Here is a 15,947-nt window from a genome sequence, read left to right on the forward strand (position 1 = left end):
CGCTGTGCGGACCGGGCGAAACGACCACGTTACACCTGGCGGCCCCGGCCACGAGTGTGACGTACGTCCCGTTTTGCCGGGTTCCCCGACGCGAAACGGAAGTACTCCGTTCGACTGGCGGCCACCCGTACGCAGCGGGTTCAGGCCCAATCTGCAATTGATCACGCCGCCGCGTTCGAGGGAATCCCGGAATTGATCACGGAGCGGCCCGGGACGGGATAGTGGAATGCAAGATCGCGGGACCGGCGCAGCACGGTGCGCGCCCTGCGGAGGGTCGGGTGCGGGGGCGGGGCGGCGGCTCGGTAACCTAAGCGCGCTGACACACCCTTAGGGCGGCTTTACCTCGGCCACCCTGAGCCTGTACCCGTCCCGTCCGTACGTCCAAGGAGTTGCCGCCGCCGTGAGCCGCAGCCTTCGACGCGGCGCTCTCGCCGCTACCGCCGTCGTGTTCTCCCTTGCATCGCTCGCAGCGTGCGGTGCGGGCAACGACGCGCAGACTCTCGAGATCAAGCCGGACAACGCCGCTGTCACCAAGGGCGACATCAAGATCCAGAACGCGCTGGTGATCACCAAGGGCGAGAAGGACAAGAAGGGTCCGGCCGCCCTCTCGGCGACCGTCTTCAACTCCGGCACCAAGGCCCAGACCCTGGATGGGATCACCCTGAAGGGTGGCAAGTCCAAGGTGGTCCTGAAGCCCGCCGAGGGCTCCGGCAAGGTCATCGTGCCCGCCGGCGGCTCCGTGGTGCTGGGCGGCAAGGGCAACGCCTCCGCCGTCATCGAGGGCGGCCGCGAGGCCGTCCAGAACGGCAACGTGCAGGACGTCGTCTTCCAGCTGAGCAACACGGGCGACGTGGAGCTGGGCGCCTTCGTCGTCCCGGCCGCCGGCATGTACGCGGGCTACGGGCCGACGGAGGCCCCGGCGGCCGCCCCCGCCCCCGCCCCGTCCACCAGCCCCTCCGGCTCCCCCTCCCCGGCCGCGTCGGGCTCCCCCGCCGCGTCGGGCTCTCCGTCCGCCGGCACCAGCCCGTCGGGCGCCGCGTCGGCGTCGCCGTCGCGCAGCGCGGGCCACTGAGCGCGGCAGCAGTAAAGGGGAGGGCCCCAGCCGCGGTACGGCTGGGGCCCTCCCCCTTTTTCTCCGGGAACGCCGCAGGGCGCCCGACGGCCTACGGCTCGAACTTGTAGCCCAGGCCGCGGACGGTGACCAGGTAGCGCGGCGCGCCCGGGTCGGGCTCGATCTTGGCGCGGAGGCGCTTGACGTGGACGTCCAGGGTCTTGGTGTCGCCGACGTAGTCCGCGCCCCAGACCCGGTCGATCAGCTGCATGCGGGTCAGCACGCGGCCCGCGTTGCGCAGGAGCATCTCCAGCAGGTCGAACTCCTTCAGCGGGAGGTCGACCTTGGCCCCGGCGACGGTGACCACGTGCCGGTCCACGTCCATGCGTACGGGCCCGGCCTCCAGGGCCGCCGGGGTGACCTCCTCCGGCTCTCCGCGGCGGCGCAGGACCGCGCGGATGCGGGCGACCAGCTCCCGGGAGGAGAAGGGCTTGGTGACGTAGTCGTCGGCTCCTATCTCCAGCCCGACGACCTTGTCGATCTCGCTGTCCTTGGCCGTCACCATGATCACGGGGACGTTGGAGCGCCCGCGCAGCTGCCGGCAGACCTCGGTGCCCGGCAGGCCGGGCAGCATCAGGTCGAGGAGGACGAGGTCGGCGCCGTTGCGCTCGAACTCGTCGAGCCCGTCGGGCCCCGTCGCGGCGATGGCGACCTCGAAGCCTTCCTTGCGGAGCATGTAGGACAGGGCGTCGCTGAAGGATTCCTCATCCTCGACGACGAGCACTCGGGTCACGGAAGGACCTCCGGGGCAGGGATGACAGGTTCTGGGTCAAGCTGGGGTCGGGCGGGATCGGGGGCGGTCGCCGGGGCCGGCGCGGCCGCCTCGGGGAGTCGCAGGGTGAACGTGGAGCCCTGGCCCTCGGAGCTCCACACCGACACCTCCCCGCCGTGCGAGGCCGCCACGTGCTTCACGATCGCGAGGCCCAGACCGGTTCCGCCCGTGGCGCGGGAGCGGGCCGGGTCGACGCGGTAGAAGCGCTCGAAGACGCGCTCGCGGTCCTTCTCCGGGATGCCTATGCCCTGGTCGGTCACGGCTATCTCGATCAAGTCTCCGCCCGGCGCCGTCACCCTGCGCGCGGCGATGCCGACGCGGGTGCGGGCGGGGCTGTAGTTCACGGCGTTCTCCACCAGGTTCCCGAGGGCCGCGGCCAGCTGCCCCCGGTGTCCCCATACCCGCAGGTCGGCGGTGCCGCCGGCGGCCATGGTGATCTGCTTGGAGGTGGCCGTGTGCCGGCAGCGGTCGATGGCCTCCGCCACGAGCGTGTCCACCCGTACGGGCTCGGCGTCCTCCAGTGCCTCGTCGTTCTGCACTCGGGAGAGGTCGATGAGCTCCTGCACGAGGTTGATCAGACGGGTGGACTCGATCTGCATGCGGCCCGCGAAACGGGTGACCGCCTCGGGGTCGTCGGACGCGTCCATGACCGCCTCGGAGAGCAGCGAGATCGCGCCGACCGGGGTCTTCAGCTCGTGCGACACGTTCGCGACGAAGTCACGGCGCACCGCCTCGATGCGGCGGGCCTCGGTCAGGTCCTCGACCAGCAGCAGCACCAGGCGCGAGCCCAGCGGGGCGACGCGGGCGGAGACCGCGAGGGCCTCGCCGCGGCCGGTGCCGCGCCGGGGCAGGTCGAGCTCGATCTGGCGTATCTCGCCGTCCCGGCGGGTGTCGCGGGCCATGTGGAGCATGGGCTCCACCGCCAGCTTCCCGCCGCGGACCAGCCCGAGCGCGTAGGCGGCCGAGCTGGCCTTGACCACCGCGTCGCCCTCGTCGAGGACGACGGCGGAGGAGCGGAGCACGGAGAGGACGGTGTCCACTCCGGGCGGCAGCACCGCGTTGATGTCGGGGCGCATGGAGCTCCGGGTGGGGCGGGCCTGGTCGCGCTCGCTCCAGCGGAACGCCAGCATGGCGATCACACCGGTACAGAGACCGGCGATCGCGGCAGCTGCGGCGACCGCCGCGTTCACGTCCATGGATCCAGGTTAAGCAGGCGCGCGGACACTTCCACAGCCGTTCGGGTGGCACCTCGAACAGTCGTCGCCCAGAGTTCACCCTGACGACGGGGTTGATTCATTTGTGATGCCGGAGTCGGACGCGTTGGCGACCGAACGTGTAAACGTGGGGCCGAGAGCCCCGCACGAGCAGCACCGAGCAGACAAGCAGCAGCGAGCAGTAGGCAAGCAGGCCGGAGAGGGACACCATGCGCGACGCGTACCACGAGGAACTGGACTCGATCGGAGAGAGCCTGGTCGAGATGGCCCGGCTCGTCGGTTCCGCGATCGGCCGGGCCACGACCTCCATGCTGGACGCCGACCTGAAGCTCGCGGAGAGCGTCATCGCCGCGGACCAGAAGGTCGACGACCTCCAGCACGACCTGGAGGCGCGCGCCATCGCCCTGCTGGCCCGGCAGCAGCCGGTCGCCACCGACCTGCGCATCGTCGTCACCTCGCTGCGCATGAGCGCCGACCTGGAGCGCTCCGGCGACCTGGCGCAGCACGTGGCGAAGCTGGCCCGGCTGCGCTTCCCGGACACGGCGGTCCCGCGCGACCTGCACGCGACGATCCTGGAGATGGGTCAGCTGGCGCAGCGCCTGATGGCGAAGGCGGCCGAGGTCATCATCACCAAGGACGTGGACCTGGCGCTCCAGCTGGAGCAGGACGACGACGAGATGGACCAGCTGCACCGCACGCTGTTCCAGCACCTGATGGACGACCGCTGGAAGCACGGCATCGAGACGGCCGTCGACGTGACGCTGCTGGGCCGCTACTACGAGCGGTTCGCGGACCACGCGGTGTCGGTGGCCAAGCGCGTGGTGTACCTGGTGACGGGCGAGCACGCGGACGAGCTGCAGCAGCCGACGCAGGTCGAGGGCGTCTGAGCCGCTTCGCGCGGCACTCCGCGCGGCACGCCCCAATGCGCCGTTGACGCGCCGGGGTGGCTGGGCATGAATGAGGCGAAGGCACCACGACTTCCCGTACGCCGCCTGCGAGGAGGCACCATGCCCGATACCCCTGTCCCCATCACCCCGGAACAGGAGCAGCCGCCCCGTCCGGAGCCGCTGCGCCTCCCGCTGCTCGCGGCCTGCGGCTGCGGCTCGGGCTGCGGCTGCGGCTGCCAGTCCGGCGCCCCGTGCCAGTGCGGCGGCTGACGGACCGCACCGCCGTCCGCTCAGCCCGCAGGGCCCCGTCCGACAAGGCCGGACGGGGCCCTGCGCGCACGGCCCGGCCCGCGAGCCGGCCCGTGGCCGGTGTCCCCGTCAGGCGCCCGGATCCCGGGGCCCGACACCCGCGGCCGCCCGCGCGGTACGTCGCCCCGAGGCCGGGCCCGGCTCCTCCTGGAACGCCTTGACCAGGTCGTTGATGAAGTGACGCGTCTCCTCGGGGTTGAGGGCCTGCGCCTGGAGGTGGGCGTACGTGACGTAGTACGGGTGGCGGTCGGTGTACTTCTCCAGGTAGAGATCGCTGGTGAACCGCTCCAGGTAGACGACTCCCGCCTCGGCGTCGGCAAACCCGAGGATGGAGAACTGCCCCAGGAGGCCGGCATGGGCTCCGGCGGCGTGCGGCAGGACCTGCACGGTGATGTGCGGCTGGGCGCCGAGGGTGTTGAGGTGCTCCAGCTGCTCGCGCACGACCTCGCGGCCGCCGACCTCGCGGCGCAGCGCGGATTCGTCCAGGATCGCCCATAACCGGAAGGGGCGGGCCGGGTGGTGCGCCCGGTGCTGGCGGCGCAGCCGCACCTCCAGGCTGACGGCGGCCTGCTCCGGGGTGATGTGAGGGACCGTTTCGTTGATGAGCGCGGCGGCGTACGCGGGGGTCTGCAGCAGACCGGGAACGACCAGTGGCTCGTAGGTGTGGATGGAGGCGGCCCCCGTCTCCAGCCCGATGTAGACGCCGTAGGGGACGTCGCCGCAGGAGACCCACCAGCCCTGGCGGCCCGACTCCTTCGCCATCCGCATCATCGAGTCGACGACGTCCTGGTCGGTGACCCTGTAGAGCCGGCACAGGTCGCGCACGTCCCGCGGGTTGATGGGACGACGGCCGGTCTCGATGAGGCTGATCTTGGACTGCGACACCAGCAGATGCCCCGCCGCCTGCGTGGACGTCATGCCCGCGGCCTTGCGCAGTTGCCGGAGCTCCGCGCCCAGCCGGCGCCTTCTGACCGTGGGTTGTCCGTTCACCGCCATGGGCGGTCTACCTCCAGCTCCAGACGCGCAGGCACTCATCCCACGGCCGACACCGACGCAACGCATTGTGCATACGCGGCCGAACAGGCCGTGCATCCGCGTGGCGAGCACCACCTGTTCGGCCCAACGCGCCGCCGTGCGCCCGGTCACAGACCGCCGGTGATCCACCGTCGAAGGGCCGCGTGGGTGGTGTCGTCCACCGTGGAGAGGACGGCGATGGCGTGCGGGTCGTCGGTGTGGGGGCGGACGCCCGCACTGGTCAGCCACGTGTGGAGGTCGAGCCGCCGGCGGTCGGCGGAGTCGGGGGTGGCGTCCGCGCCCGGCCGGCGGGCCGGTGCGGGAGGGGGCCCGGGTGCCGGTGAGGGGCCGGGCCACGCATCCACGGGCGCCCCGGCCTCCGCATCGTCGTCGTACGGGTGGCTCCGTAAGCCGGGGAACCGGTAGGGGTCGGTCAGCCACTCGTTCATGCGGGGCTCTCCGAACCGGTCACCGGCCGGACGCCCCCGCCCGCGGTACGGGGTTCACAGCTGCTCGCCTCCCAGGGCGTGGGCGCCCGCGGCGATGACCTCGGCGAGCTGGTTGGCGAGGGCGACGCTGCACCCCCCGAGCCGGACGAAGCCCCGGCAGCCTACGGGTCCGTCGTTGTACAGCGAGGGCAGGGTCAGACCGGCGAGCGCGAGGGCGGCCTGGAGGTTGGTGACGGCTTCCTCACCGGCCTGGTACGCGGCGTCCTGGCGCCGCTTGTACCGGAGGCGCTCGGCGTGGGTGAGCTCGTAGGGCATGCTGTCGTCCTCTCTCTCTGGGGGAAGGGGCGCAGGGGCGGGATGCTCGTAGGACTGAGACCGTCCGCAGCCCGTGACCTATGGGTTTCGATCTTCGTTCCTGTGATGCACGTGTTCGTTGAAGTCTGGAAGGCTTGAGGTGCCCGAGAAGTTAGCGACCCCCGACCGCATCGCGTCGAGCGCCGACGACGGCCTGCTCCGCGGTGCGGTCGTGGCCACCCCGGCGCGCCTCGGGCGCCCGGCCCCCCTCCGGCCGGGGCTCGCGGCCTTCATGATCCGTAGCGGAGCCGGTATCCGGCGGGGGCACGGACGGAGTCCGTCCGGTCCCGCACGGGGTATTCGGGGAGCACGCCGCCAGGGCTGCCCGTCGGCGTCGGCGGCCGGAGCGGTGCGGGCCGGCGGCGGCCGCGGTGCCGCGGAGCGGGTTGCCGGGGCGGGCGCGTCAGCGTGATCTGCCGGACGAGTTGCTGGAAGCAGGCCAGCGCGGCGATGGGGGGCAGGGTGGCCGCCGCCTGCGCGGCGAACGTGCGCGGTGCCTGCGCCAGGCAGAGCAGTGTGGCCAGGGTGGAGAACAGCAGGACGATCGACCAGGAATGCACGGCCCGGCGCTGGTGCAGGGCGGCCCGCAGGATGGACAGGGAGGCGACCATCCAGGGTCCGTAGATCAGCAGCGGCCACCAGCTGGAGACACCGTGCGCGGTGCCCGGCCCGGCGCTGTGGCGCAGGGCTTCGCAGATGGCCAGGCCGCTGAACATGCTGACGACGGCGGCGATGACGGCCACGAGCACCGCGGTGCAGAGGCTGCCGGTGTGCAGGAGGGTCATCACCGACGTCTTCACCGCGCCGCCCCTCCGGTGCCCGGCCGGGGCCGGCGCCCGGAGCCGGTGCCCGCCGCCCGCCGGGATCCCCCCGTCGTCCAGTCCGGGGACGAAGCCGGGTCCCGGGCCGGGCCCGGGACCGGGCGCGAAGCCGGAGGCGAGACCGGGCCCGAGGCCTGACGCGAGGCCTGACGCGAGGCCGATGCCGCTGACCGTCTCGCTGGCGGTGTCGTCGTAGGCGGCGCGGTCGACCGGCTCCGCCGGACCCGGCGGCATGGCGTCCCGGCAGAGATGGGCCAGTTCCTCCGACGGATCCCACGAGGCGCCCGCCCCGGCCGGCCCGAAGAGCGGCCGCCCGACGTAGGCGGCGTGCTGCTCCTGGTCCGGCCCCGGCCAGTACACCGGCGGCTCCGGTCGAGGAGCGTAGTGGCCGTACCGCTCATACACGGGACGTCCGCCCCGGACGTTCCACGGCCGGCGCCGTCAGCGGTGCGGCCTCCTGGTTCACCTGGGACCTGCGGTGGAACTCGGTCTGGATCCTGCCTACCGCGACCAGGAAGTCCTCGAAGATCGAGGACGAGTAGTGGAGGCCGACCTCCAGCTCCTCATGCCGAAGGGTCGCGCCCTTCTCCGGGGCCGGGTCCTGCGAGACAGGCGTGTACGTCCATTTCCCGACCCTCGCGGCCCGGATCCGACCGTCGCGCACGCCGTCGTCCGCGCTCAGCGGGGACATTGCCGCGTGGTTTGCTGTTGTCATAGTCCACCCAACGCTCCGGGTACCGGGGAGGGTGTGCGCCATCCAGGTGAGGGTGGCCGAAACAGAGCAAGGTTGACCGGTGTCTTTTGTCGGTTCTGCGCTCTCCGGCGGCGCGTGGCGGCAAACGGCTGACAGCACGCAACCCGGCATATGCCTCCACGTTATGACGATGTCGCCGGGGGCGCCGGAGCCCCCTCCCCGATCACCTGCACCGGAGAGGACCCGCAGTGACAGACACCCTCCTGTGGTTCGCACTGATCTGCTCCGCACTGGGCACGGGCGTCACCGCCCTGACCACGTCGGGCATTGGCCGCATGCACCCCCTGGACGTCCGTGAACTACGGCGCCACGAACACTTCGGAGACGTCCTGTCCCGCCACGTGGCAGCGACGAGACCCCTCCCACCGCCACCCCCGCCCCACGCCCCCGACGCCACCCCCCGCTGACGGAAAGGCCCCCCACCCGCCGGAAGACCAGCAGGTGGGGGGCGGTTTCGTCGCGCTTTCGGGCTACTTCTTGCCCTGGTTCTTGTTCCGGCCTGGGGCTTTACCGGGTAAAGGCGCCCTGACCTGGGGTAGAGCGGTCAGCGGTTGTCACCCTCGGCCGCCCTTGGCCACCGCCCCACGGCCCACAGACGGCCCCGGCCCACTGCTTCCGTGAGGCCGGCGGCGGGTCCCCATCGACCGTCAGCCTCCGAGCAGTACAGCGGCCGCCTGCTGGGCGGCCCCCGAGGCGACTCCGCTCAGAATGGCGGCAATGAGCGCCCAGAGGGCGTGCTGATCGCCACCCCGCGGATCGCCACTGACGGCGTGGTCAGCACCTCGGCGGGTGTCCATCGTGAGGCACTTGCGCATCACGCGGATCCAGATGTTCATCAATCTCCCTAGTCAGCAGGGTCGTTGGCAGTTGACGTGTCGACACATCCAAAACCGTAGACCCCACTCGCAGCCCCCGGAATCCATCGCCAACCGGGGTGCAAATCGGGAAAGATGCCCGCATTCACAAAGACCTGCGCGCCCCCGCGCGGGCGCGCGCGCGTGGACGACTATACAGGTGACGCAGATCACCTCCTCTTCCTCTTTCTGCGCCGAGGCCTTTTTACGCTTTGTGATGCTTTAGCCGCTATTCGCGCCTGCCTGACCCGCTCTCGTGCCTTGTCTCGGAGCTCCTGTTTGATCTGGTGAGCCCTGCGGGCTGCGGCCGAACTCTCCCATTTCGCCAAGACGGACGGCGTATAGCCCGTGAGCTCTGCAACCTCCTCCAGGGGTACGCCCAGTTGCATGGCTCGAACGGCCATGGGCTCGGTCTCAACTCGAATCTTCGATTCGGCCTCTCGAAGCCTGCGCCGCTCGGCGCCAACCGCCTGCAACAGCTCGTAGAACTGCTCGCCGTTGTCGAATGCCATCCAGGTCACCTTTTCCACATGATCAGGATGGCGAAGGTCATCCATCGCTGCGGACCTTTCGGCCAGGACCTCGGGCACCCCGCGCCGCCGGCCACAGCATCCCCAACTCCCATCCCGTCTGCCGTCGGCCCACACGTATGTGGAGCGGGCGCGGTGCCGGGCGTCCAGGTGGAGCGCCCAACTGGACGTACGACCTGGACGCCCGGTGCCGTGGCTGCTCGGCTTGTCCTGGGTCGATGGCAGACGGGATGGGAGTTCCCCCGCCTCAGCCCTCTTCGGCCGGCACTCGCGAGCGGCGCCCCCGCCATCCCGGAGCCTGAGCGCCCCCGCCGGAGGCATGTTCGGTGAGAGGGGAACCAGCGGCCTCCGGGGGCTCGGCTCATGCCTTCGGGCCTATCCCGTCTTGCAGGGGCGGGCGTCGGCGCAGCGCGCGCGGAGCGGGCCGAAGGCAGGAGCGTCGCGCGAGAGCGGAGCCGGGAAGCCCGCCCGGCGGAGCGGAGCGCAGCCGGGTGCTTGATGAGGTAGAGAAACCTGTAACAGGTCCGCGTGACTCCTACGGCTACGCCGTGCCCCGTCGATAGCGCGCATGTCGTCGGTGATGGCGTCGGCTCCGGCTTCGGCGAAGGCGCGGCCTTGCGGGGATTGCTGGCGTAGGCGATGACCCTTGCGCCGGCGGCGTGAGCGGGCCTGGACGTTGACGAGCGAGTCACCGACGAGGGGTGCAGTCCGCTCCCCCACCCCGCCCGCTCCGCCGCCCTCATGATCGGAAGTGGGTTGGGCTCCATCAGGCGGACTGCCCGACCGGCGTCCGGTGATCCCCCGCCACCTGCTGACGACACCCCGCCTTGGAGCCAGCCGCTAGCGGCTCGCCTCGCCGCGAGCTTGGGTCAGCTCGCTTATGAGCGAGGAGAGTGCTGCCTGATGGCCGGACACATCCAGGACCGCTGGTACAAGTTCGAGCCTGGGCCTGGTGGTAAGCCCGTCAAGGTCAAAACCGAGCGCTACGGATCCGGGCTGCGCTATCGGGCCCGGTACGTCGGGCCGGACGGCACGGAGAAGAGCAAGTCCTTCCCGGACCGACAGAAGCGGCTGGCCGAGCAGTGGCTCGCGCACATCGAGGCCGACATGTCGCGCGGCGCGTACATCGACCCGAAGGCCAGCAGGATCACGTTCCAGCAGTACGCGGAACGCTGGCTCGGCAACCACGGCGCCGACCCGAACACGGGCTTCTCGATGGAGTCGCAGCTTCGGCTGCACGCCTTCCCGTACATCGGGTCGCGTCCGCTGGCGTCCTTCCAGCCGGCGCACATCCGGGACTGGGTGGCCAAGCTGAAGGCGGCCGGCCTGTCCGGGTCGTACGCGAGGGTCATCTACTCGAACGTGCGGAGCGTGCTGAACGCGGCGGTCGATGACACCCTGCTGGCCAAGAACCCGTGCGCGGCCCGGTCGGTGAAGGCCCCGACCGTGGAGGCCAAACGGGTGATCCCCTGGACCGCCGAGCGGGTCTTCGCGGTACGGGCCGAGCTGCCGGAGCGGTACCGCGCGCTCGTGGACCTGGGTGCCGGGTGCGGGCTGCGGCAGGGCGAGATCCTGGGCATCGACGTGGACGCGATCGACTTCGCCGCGGACACGGTTCACGTGGTGCAGCAGCTCAAGCTGAGCCGGAGCAAAGCCGTGTTCGCTCCCCCGAAGGGCGGGAAGCTCCGGGACGTCCCGCTGCCGGGTCCGGTGGCCGATGCGCTGCGCGCGCACATGCAGCGGTGCCCGCCCGTCGCGATCACCCTGCCCTGGGGCGTGGCCAGCGGACCGCTGGTGACGAAGCGGCTCGTCTTCACAGCGCCGATGGGCGGCCACGTGTGGCGGGGGATGTTCAACACCGACCAGTGGAAGCCGGCCCTCGCCGCCGCGGGCGTCATCGCGGAGCGGGAGGGGGGGCGGGGGAGCTATGCCGCCGCCCGGGAGCACGGGATGCATGCGTTGCGGCACTTCTACGCGTCGGTGCTACTGGACGCGGGGGAGAACGTGAAGGCGCTCGCCGAGTACCTGGGCCACTCGGACCCTGGCCTCACCCTTCGCGTCTATGCACACCTGATGCCGAGCAGCCAGGAACGAACCAGGAAGGCTGTCGCAAGTGTGTATGAACGGGCGTGAGACGGCCGAGTGCCGGGATAACCGACGCGGATATTGAACCACGTATCTGGGGTACTTGCTGGCGCGCCCTCCAGCTAGCTCGCTCGCCAGCTAGGCCCCGAAGCCCTTTCCATGCATGCACGCACGGATGAGTGGACACGAAATGCAAACTGAGCCAGAAGAAATAGATAACCGCAGGTCAGAGGCAATCACGCGGCAAGGCGAACCAACATTAGGAGAAATACCAGCTTTAACCCTGTAGCCCCCACCTGGGCATTTGTCTCACAGAACAGCGCTCGGTAAGGTCGCCAATGCGCGAAAAAAGAGAGCCGCCCCGGCCAGGGCGGCTCTCACTTCCGTCTGCGCTGCACGACCTCTTGTCTTGGACCCACGAGCACATCTGGAGCCTCCATGGTGCCACGCCCAGGTTTGACCATCGACGTCTCGCTACGCGAACTGCCGTTCCTCGCCATCAGCGCGGGCGCGGCAGCCCTTCCCGCGTGGACCGATGTCCCGCCGGCCGCCGCACTGCCTGTGGCGATTCTGGTTGCGGCCCAGATCCGAGTCCGGCGGCACGCCCGGCGCGCCTGACGGCCCAGCGACGGCCCCAGGGCAACGAGAAGCCCCCTACCCACTGGGAAGCAGCAGGTAGGGGGCTGTTTCGTGCTTCGAGGTTACTTCTTGCCCTGGTTCTTGACGGCTTCGATGGCGGCCGCTGCGGCCGTCGGGTCGAGGTAGGTGCCGCCCGGGTTGAGGGGCTTGAAGTCGGCGTCGAGCTCGTAGGAGAGCGGGATGCCGGTGGGGATGTTCAGGCCCGCGATGTCGGCGTCGGAGATGCCGTCCAGGTGCTTGACCAGGGCGCGGAGGCTGTTGCCGTGGGCGGCGACCAGGACGGTGCGGCCGTCGAGGAGGTCCGGGACGATGGCGTCGTACCAGTACGGCAGCATGCGGACGACGACGTCCTTGAGGCACTCCGTGCGCGGGCGCAGCTCCGGCGGGATGGAGGCGTAGCGCGGGTCCTCGGACTGGGAGAACTCGGTGCCGTCCGCGAGCGGCGGCGGCGGGGTGTCGTAGGAGCGGCGCCACAGCATGAACTGCTCCTCGCCGAACTCGGCGAGGGTCTGGGCCTTGTCCTTGCCCTGGAGGGCGCCGTAGTGGCGCTCGTTCAGGCGCCACGAGCGGTGCACGGGGATCCAGTGGCGGTCGGCGGCCTCCAGCGCGAGCTGGGAGGTGCGGATCGCGCGCTTCTGGAGCGAGGTGTGCACGACATCGGGGAGCAGGCCGGCGTCCTTGAGCAGCTCACCGCCGCGGACCGCCTCCTTCTCGCCCTTCTCGTTGAGGTTGACGTCCACCCAGCCGGTGAACAGGTTCTTCGCGTTCCATTCGCTCTCGCCGTGGCGGAGGAGGATCAGCTTGTACGGTGCGTCGGCCATGCGTACGAGCCTAGTGGACGCCGCAGGACGCCTGCGCTCCCCCCGATTGACGGACGGCGTCAATCCAGTGGACGGCGGCGGCCCCCGTTCGTAACGTGCCACGAGACCGATCGGTGCTTACGTCTTCGGGGGAATCCGTATGTCCGCTGCCAGTTTGAGACGGGCTGCCCGGGAGAGCGTGTCGGGGCTGCCGCGCGCCTTCTGGTGGCTGTGGGCCAGCACGCTGGTGAACCGGCTCGGGGCTTTCGTCGCCACGTTCATGACCTTGTACCTGACCCTGGACCGGGGCTATTCGGCCTCCTTCGCGGGACTCGTGGTCGCCCTGCACGGTCTGGGCGGGGTGGTGTCCTCGCTGGTGGCGGGCGTGATGACGGACCGGCTGGGCCGGCGTCCCACGATGCTGGCGGCGAACGTGTCGACGGCGCTGTCGGTGGCGCTGCTGGGCTTCATGGAGCACCCGGCGGCCATCGCGGCGGTGGCGGGCCTGGTGGGCATGGCGTCGAACGCCTCGCGCCCGGCGGTCTCCGCGATGATGGCGGACATCGTCCCGCCCGAGGACCGGGTGCGGGCCTTCGCGCTGAACTACTGGGCGATCAACCTGGGCTTCGGGATCAGCTCGGTGGTGGCGGGCGTGGTGGCCGAGTACAGCTACCTGGCCGGCTTCCTGGGTGAGGCCGCGCTGACGCTGCTGTGCGCGGTGCTGGTGTTCGCGAAGCTGCCGGAGTCGCGTCCGGTGAAGGAGGAGGCGGAGAAGGGGACGGAGCCGGAGACCGGGCTGGGGACCGTGCTGCGGGACGGGCGGTTCATGGCGGTGGTCGGGCTGTCGTTCCTGATCTCGCTGATCTTCACGCAGGGTTCGGTGGGCCTGCCGGTGGCGATGGGCCAGGCGGGGTTCTCGCCGGGGGACTACGGGCTGGTCGTGGCGGCGAACGGGCTGCTGATCGTGATCCTCCAGATCCCGGTGACGCGCTTCATCGAGCACCGCGACCCGAGCCGGCTGCTGGTGATCTCGGCGCTGCTGGCGGGGTACGGGTTCGCGATGACGGCCTTCGCGGGGTCGCTGTGGGCGTACGCGCTGACGGTGTGCGTGTGGACGCTGGCGGAGATCGTGAACTCGCCGACGCAGATGGGGCTGGTGGTGCGGCTGTCGCCGGTGCACGGGCGGGGGCGGTACCAGGGGATGTACACGATGTCCTGGGCGGTGGCAGCGCTGGTGGCTCCGCTGATGGCCGGGTTCGTGATCGACCGGTACGGGGCGGGGTGGCTGTGGGCGGCCACGGGGGTCCTGGGGACGGTGGCGGCGGCGGGGTACTGGCTGCTGATGCGGGGGCTCCCGGCGGGGGCCGTGGCCGCCTCCGGGAGGGGTACGGCGGTGGCGGAGCCGGCCCCGCGGGCCGCCCCCGCCGAGGCCTAGCCGGCCGGGGCGGGGCCGGGCCGCGTGTTGCGGGGCCGCGCGGGCCGCTGCGGTGTCAGGAGGGCTGCGTCAGGTGCTTGAAGGCGTCCAGGTTGCGCGTCGGCTCCCCGCGCGCGACGCGCCAGTCGTACTCGCGCCGGATCGCGCTCGCGAAGCCCAGCTCCAGCAGGGTGTTGAACGCGCCGTCCGCCGCCTCCAGGACCGTGCCCAGGAGGCGGTCGAGGTCCTCGGGGGTGATGACCGACAGCGGGAGCCGGGCCGTGAGGTAGACGTCGCCGAGGCGGTCCACCGCGTACGCCATCCCGTACAGCTTGAGGTTGCGTTCCAGCAGCCAGCGGTGGACGCCGGCCTCGTTCTCGTCGGGGTGGCGGATGACGAAGGCGTTCACCGACAGGGAGTGCCGGCCGATGCGGAGCGAGCACGTGGTGCTCAGCTTGCGGGTGCCGGGGAGCTGGACGACGTACGTGCCCGGTTCGGGGCTCTCCCAGCTCAGCTCGGCGCCGGCCAGCGTGGACTCGATGATCGCGGCGGTGTCAGCCATGGTGGGAGCGTACGCGACGGCGGTGATCATGCATGGCGGCGGTGTACACGTCCGCGGTGCCGCCGGCTGCGGTGTCCCAGCCGAAGAACTGCGCGTGCCGCGCGGCCTCGGCGCCCATCCGGTCCGTGAGGCCGGGGTCGTCGACGAAGCGGCGCAGCTCGCGGGCGTAGTCCACCGGGTCGTGCCCGGGTACGAGGATGCCCGTGACCCCGTCGTTGACGGCGACCGGGAGCCCGCCGACCTCCGCCGCGAGGACCGGCGTGCCGGTGGCCTGGGCTTCGATGGCGACGAGGCCGAAGGATTCGCTGTACGACGGCATGACCAGCACGGACGCGGCCCGGAACCAGTCGGCGAGGCCGTCCTGGGCCACCGGCGGGTGGAAGTGGACGAGGTCGGTGATGCCGAGCCTGGCGGCGAGCTTCTGCAGGCCCTCGGGCTTGGCGAGGCCGCTTCCGCTGGGGCCGCCGACGACGGGGACGAAGAGGCGGCGGCGCAGCGAGGGCTCGCGGTCGACGAGTTCCGCGACGGCGCGGAGCAGGATGTCGGGGGCCTTGAGGGGCTGGATGCGGCCGGCGAAGAGCGGTATCACGGCGTCCTGCGGGAGGCCCAGGCGGGCGCGGGCGGCGGCGCGGCCGTCGCCCGCGGTGAAGCGGTCGAGGTTGACGCCGGGGTGGACGACGGCGACCTTGGCCGGGTCGGCGTCGTAGTGGCGTACGAGTTCCTCGGCCTCTTCGGCGGTGTTGGCGATGAGCCGGTCGGCGGCGGCGACGATCTGGGTCTCGCCGATGACGCGGGCGGCGGGCTCGGGGGTGTCGCCCTCGGCGAGCGCGGCGTTCTTGACCTTGGCCATGGTGTGCATGGCGTGGACGAGCGGGACGCCCCAGCGTTCGGCGGCGAGCCAGCCGACGTGCCCGGAGAGCCAGTAGTGGGAGTGGACGAGGTCGTAGTAGCCGGGGCGGTGGCGGGCCCAGGCCTGCATGACGCCGTGGGTGAAGGCGCACAGCTGGGCGGGCAGCTCTTCCTTGGCGAGGCCTTCGTAGGGGCCCGCGTCGACGTGCCGTACGAGGACCCCGGGGGCGAGCTCGACCACGGGCGGCAGGCCGCCGGTGGTGGCCCGGGTGAAGACCTCGACCTCTATGTTGATCGCGGCGAGGCGCTTGGCGAGCTCGACGATGTAGACGTTCATGCCGCCGGCGTCGCCGGTGCCGGGCTGGTGCAGCGGTGAGGTGTGCACGCTGAGCATGGCCACGCGGCGGGGCTTGCGGTGGTGGCCGACGGCGGGGAGGCGCAGGCGGGGGGCGTCGGGGCGGGTGGCGCGGGCGGCGGCGATGCGTCCGCTGATGCTGCCGCCGAGACGGGACACGTACTGGCTCAAGGG

At 71.2% G+C, this 15,947-nt stretch carries 18 protein-coding genes; 6 read left to right on the plus strand and 12 right to left on the minus strand.

The window, feature by feature from the left end:
• Positions 1-400 precede the first annotated feature (400 nt).
• Complete coding sequence (locus ABD973_RS14630; protein WP_125821888.1) at positions 401-1,072, plus strand: DUF461 domain-containing protein; 672 nt, start codon at positions 401-403, stop codon at positions 1,070-1,072.
• Between the two features lie 91 nt (positions 1,073-1,163).
• Here the strand turns inward: ABD973_RS14630 and phoP are convergent, their stop codons facing one another.
• Together phoP and phoR are read right to left on the minus strand one after the other, a co-directional pair.
• Positions 1,164-1,835: a two-component system response regulator PhoP gene (gene phoP, locus ABD973_RS14635; protein ID WP_466527820.1), complete on the minus strand. Its 672-nt coding sequence runs from the start codon at positions 1,833-1,835 to the stop codon at positions 1,164-1,166.
• Between the two features lie 5 nt (positions 1,836-1,840).
• Positions 1,841-3,079 (minus strand): two-component system sensor histidine kinase PhoR, encoded by a 1,239-nt coding sequence (gene phoR, locus ABD973_RS14640; RefSeq protein WP_125821887.1) that lies wholly within the window; start codon positions 3,077-3,079, stop codon positions 1,841-1,843.
• Positions 3,080-3,306: 227 nt separating this feature from the next.
• On the opposite strand from phoR, the gene phoU reads away from it, so the two are divergent.
• The gene (phoU, locus tag ABD973_RS14645; RefSeq protein WP_007265512.1) at positions 3,307-3,984 is read left to right on the plus strand and encodes a phosphate signaling complex protein PhoU; all 678 of its coding nucleotides are present in this window, start codon (positions 3,307-3,309) and stop codon (positions 3,982-3,984) included.
• 120 nt (positions 3,985-4,104) lie between these two features.
• The gene (locus tag ABD973_RS14650) at positions 4,105-4,254 is read left to right on the plus strand and encodes a hypothetical protein (RefSeq protein ID WP_164720922.1); all 150 of its coding nucleotides are present in this window, start codon (positions 4,105-4,107) and stop codon (positions 4,252-4,254) included.
• A 108-nt stretch (positions 4,255-4,362) separates the two neighbouring features.
• Here ABD973_RS14650 and ABD973_RS14655 read toward each other — a convergent pair whose 3' ends face one another.
• The 7 genes from ABD973_RS14655 to ABD973_RS14685 form a co-directional block, all read right to left on the minus strand.
• On the minus strand, positions 4,363-5,289 hold the full coding sequence (locus tag ABD973_RS14655) for a helix-turn-helix domain-containing protein (RefSeq protein WP_007265510.1): 927 nt from the start codon (positions 5,287-5,289) through the stop codon (positions 4,363-4,365).
• Between the two features lie 146 nt (positions 5,290-5,435).
• Entirely contained in the window at positions 5,436-5,756 is a 321-nt protein-coding gene (locus ABD973_RS14660) for a hypothetical protein (RefSeq protein ID WP_125821886.1), read from the minus strand.
• Positions 5,757-5,810: 54 nt separating this feature from the next.
• Positions 5,811-6,071, minus strand: a complete 261-nt coding sequence (locus tag ABD973_RS14665; RefSeq protein ID WP_007265508.1) for a hypothetical protein — start codon at positions 6,069-6,071, stop codon at positions 5,811-5,813.
• A gap of 269 nt (positions 6,072-6,340) precedes the next feature.
• Positions 6,341-7,291: a hypothetical protein gene (locus tag ABD973_RS14670; RefSeq protein ID WP_386382237.1), complete on the minus strand. Its 951-nt coding sequence runs from the start codon at positions 7,289-7,291 to the stop codon at positions 6,341-6,343.
• 37 nt (positions 7,292-7,328) lie between these two features.
• The gene (locus ABD973_RS14675; RefSeq protein WP_345500278.1) at positions 7,329-7,622 is read right to left on the minus strand and encodes a hypothetical protein; all 294 of its coding nucleotides are present in this window, start codon (positions 7,620-7,622) and stop codon (positions 7,329-7,331) included.
• Positions 7,623-8,332: 710 nt separating this feature from the next.
• On the minus strand, positions 8,333-8,521 hold the full coding sequence (locus tag ABD973_RS14680; protein WP_345500279.1) for a hypothetical protein: 189 nt from the start codon (positions 8,519-8,521) through the stop codon (positions 8,333-8,335).
• A 188-nt stretch (positions 8,522-8,709) separates the two neighbouring features.
• Positions 8,710-9,051 carry a hypothetical protein gene (locus ABD973_RS14685; protein WP_345500280.1) on the minus strand — a complete coding sequence of 114 codons (342 nt, stop codon included), beginning with the start codon at positions 9,049-9,051 and terminating at the stop codon, positions 8,710-8,712.
• Between the two features lie 921 nt (positions 9,052-9,972).
• Between ABD973_RS14685 and ABD973_RS14690 the strand changes: the two genes are divergently transcribed.
• Entirely contained in the window at positions 9,973-11,202 is a 1,230-nt protein-coding gene (locus tag ABD973_RS14690) for a tyrosine-type recombinase/integrase (protein ID WP_345500281.1), read from the plus strand.
• A gap of 408 nt (positions 11,203-11,610) precedes the next feature.
• Positions 11,611-11,772 (plus strand): hypothetical protein, encoded by a 162-nt coding sequence (locus tag ABD973_RS14695; protein ID WP_345500282.1) that lies wholly within the window; start codon positions 11,611-11,613, stop codon positions 11,770-11,772.
• 83 nt (positions 11,773-11,855) lie between these two features.
• Here ABD973_RS14695 and ABD973_RS14700 read toward each other — a convergent pair whose 3' ends face one another.
• A complete protein-coding gene (locus ABD973_RS14700; protein WP_125605574.1) occupies positions 11,856-12,614 on the minus strand; it encodes a phosphoglyceromutase in 759 nt (252 codons plus the stop codon).
• Positions 12,615-12,753: 139 nt separating this feature from the next.
• Here ABD973_RS14700 and ABD973_RS14705 point away from each other — a divergent pair, with 139 nt between their 5' ends.
• Complete coding sequence (locus ABD973_RS14705) at positions 12,754-14,028, plus strand: MDR family MFS transporter (RefSeq protein ID WP_125821880.1); 1,275 nt, start codon at positions 12,754-12,756, stop codon at positions 14,026-14,028.
• Positions 14,029-14,083: 55 nt separating this feature from the next.
• Here ABD973_RS14705 and ABD973_RS14710 read toward each other — a convergent pair whose 3' ends face one another.
• On the minus strand, positions 14,084-14,569 hold the full coding sequence (locus tag ABD973_RS14710; protein ID WP_125605078.1) for a type III secretion system chaperone family protein: 486 nt from the start codon (positions 14,567-14,569) through the stop codon (positions 14,084-14,086).
• Positions 14,562-15,944: a D-inositol-3-phosphate glycosyltransferase gene (gene mshA / locus ABD973_RS14715; RefSeq protein WP_386382234.1), complete on the minus strand. Its 1,383-nt coding sequence runs from the start codon at positions 15,942-15,944 to the stop codon at positions 14,562-14,564. Before mshA ends, ABD973_RS14710 begins: the two co-directional genes overlap by 8 nt.
• Between the last annotated feature and the right edge of the window lie 3 nt (positions 15,945-15,947).

The sequence above is a fragment of the Streptomyces racemochromogenes genome, assembly GCF_039535215.1.
Classification (GTDB): Bacteria; Actinomycetota; Actinomycetes; order Streptomycetales; family Streptomycetaceae; genus Streptomyces; species Streptomyces racemochromogenes.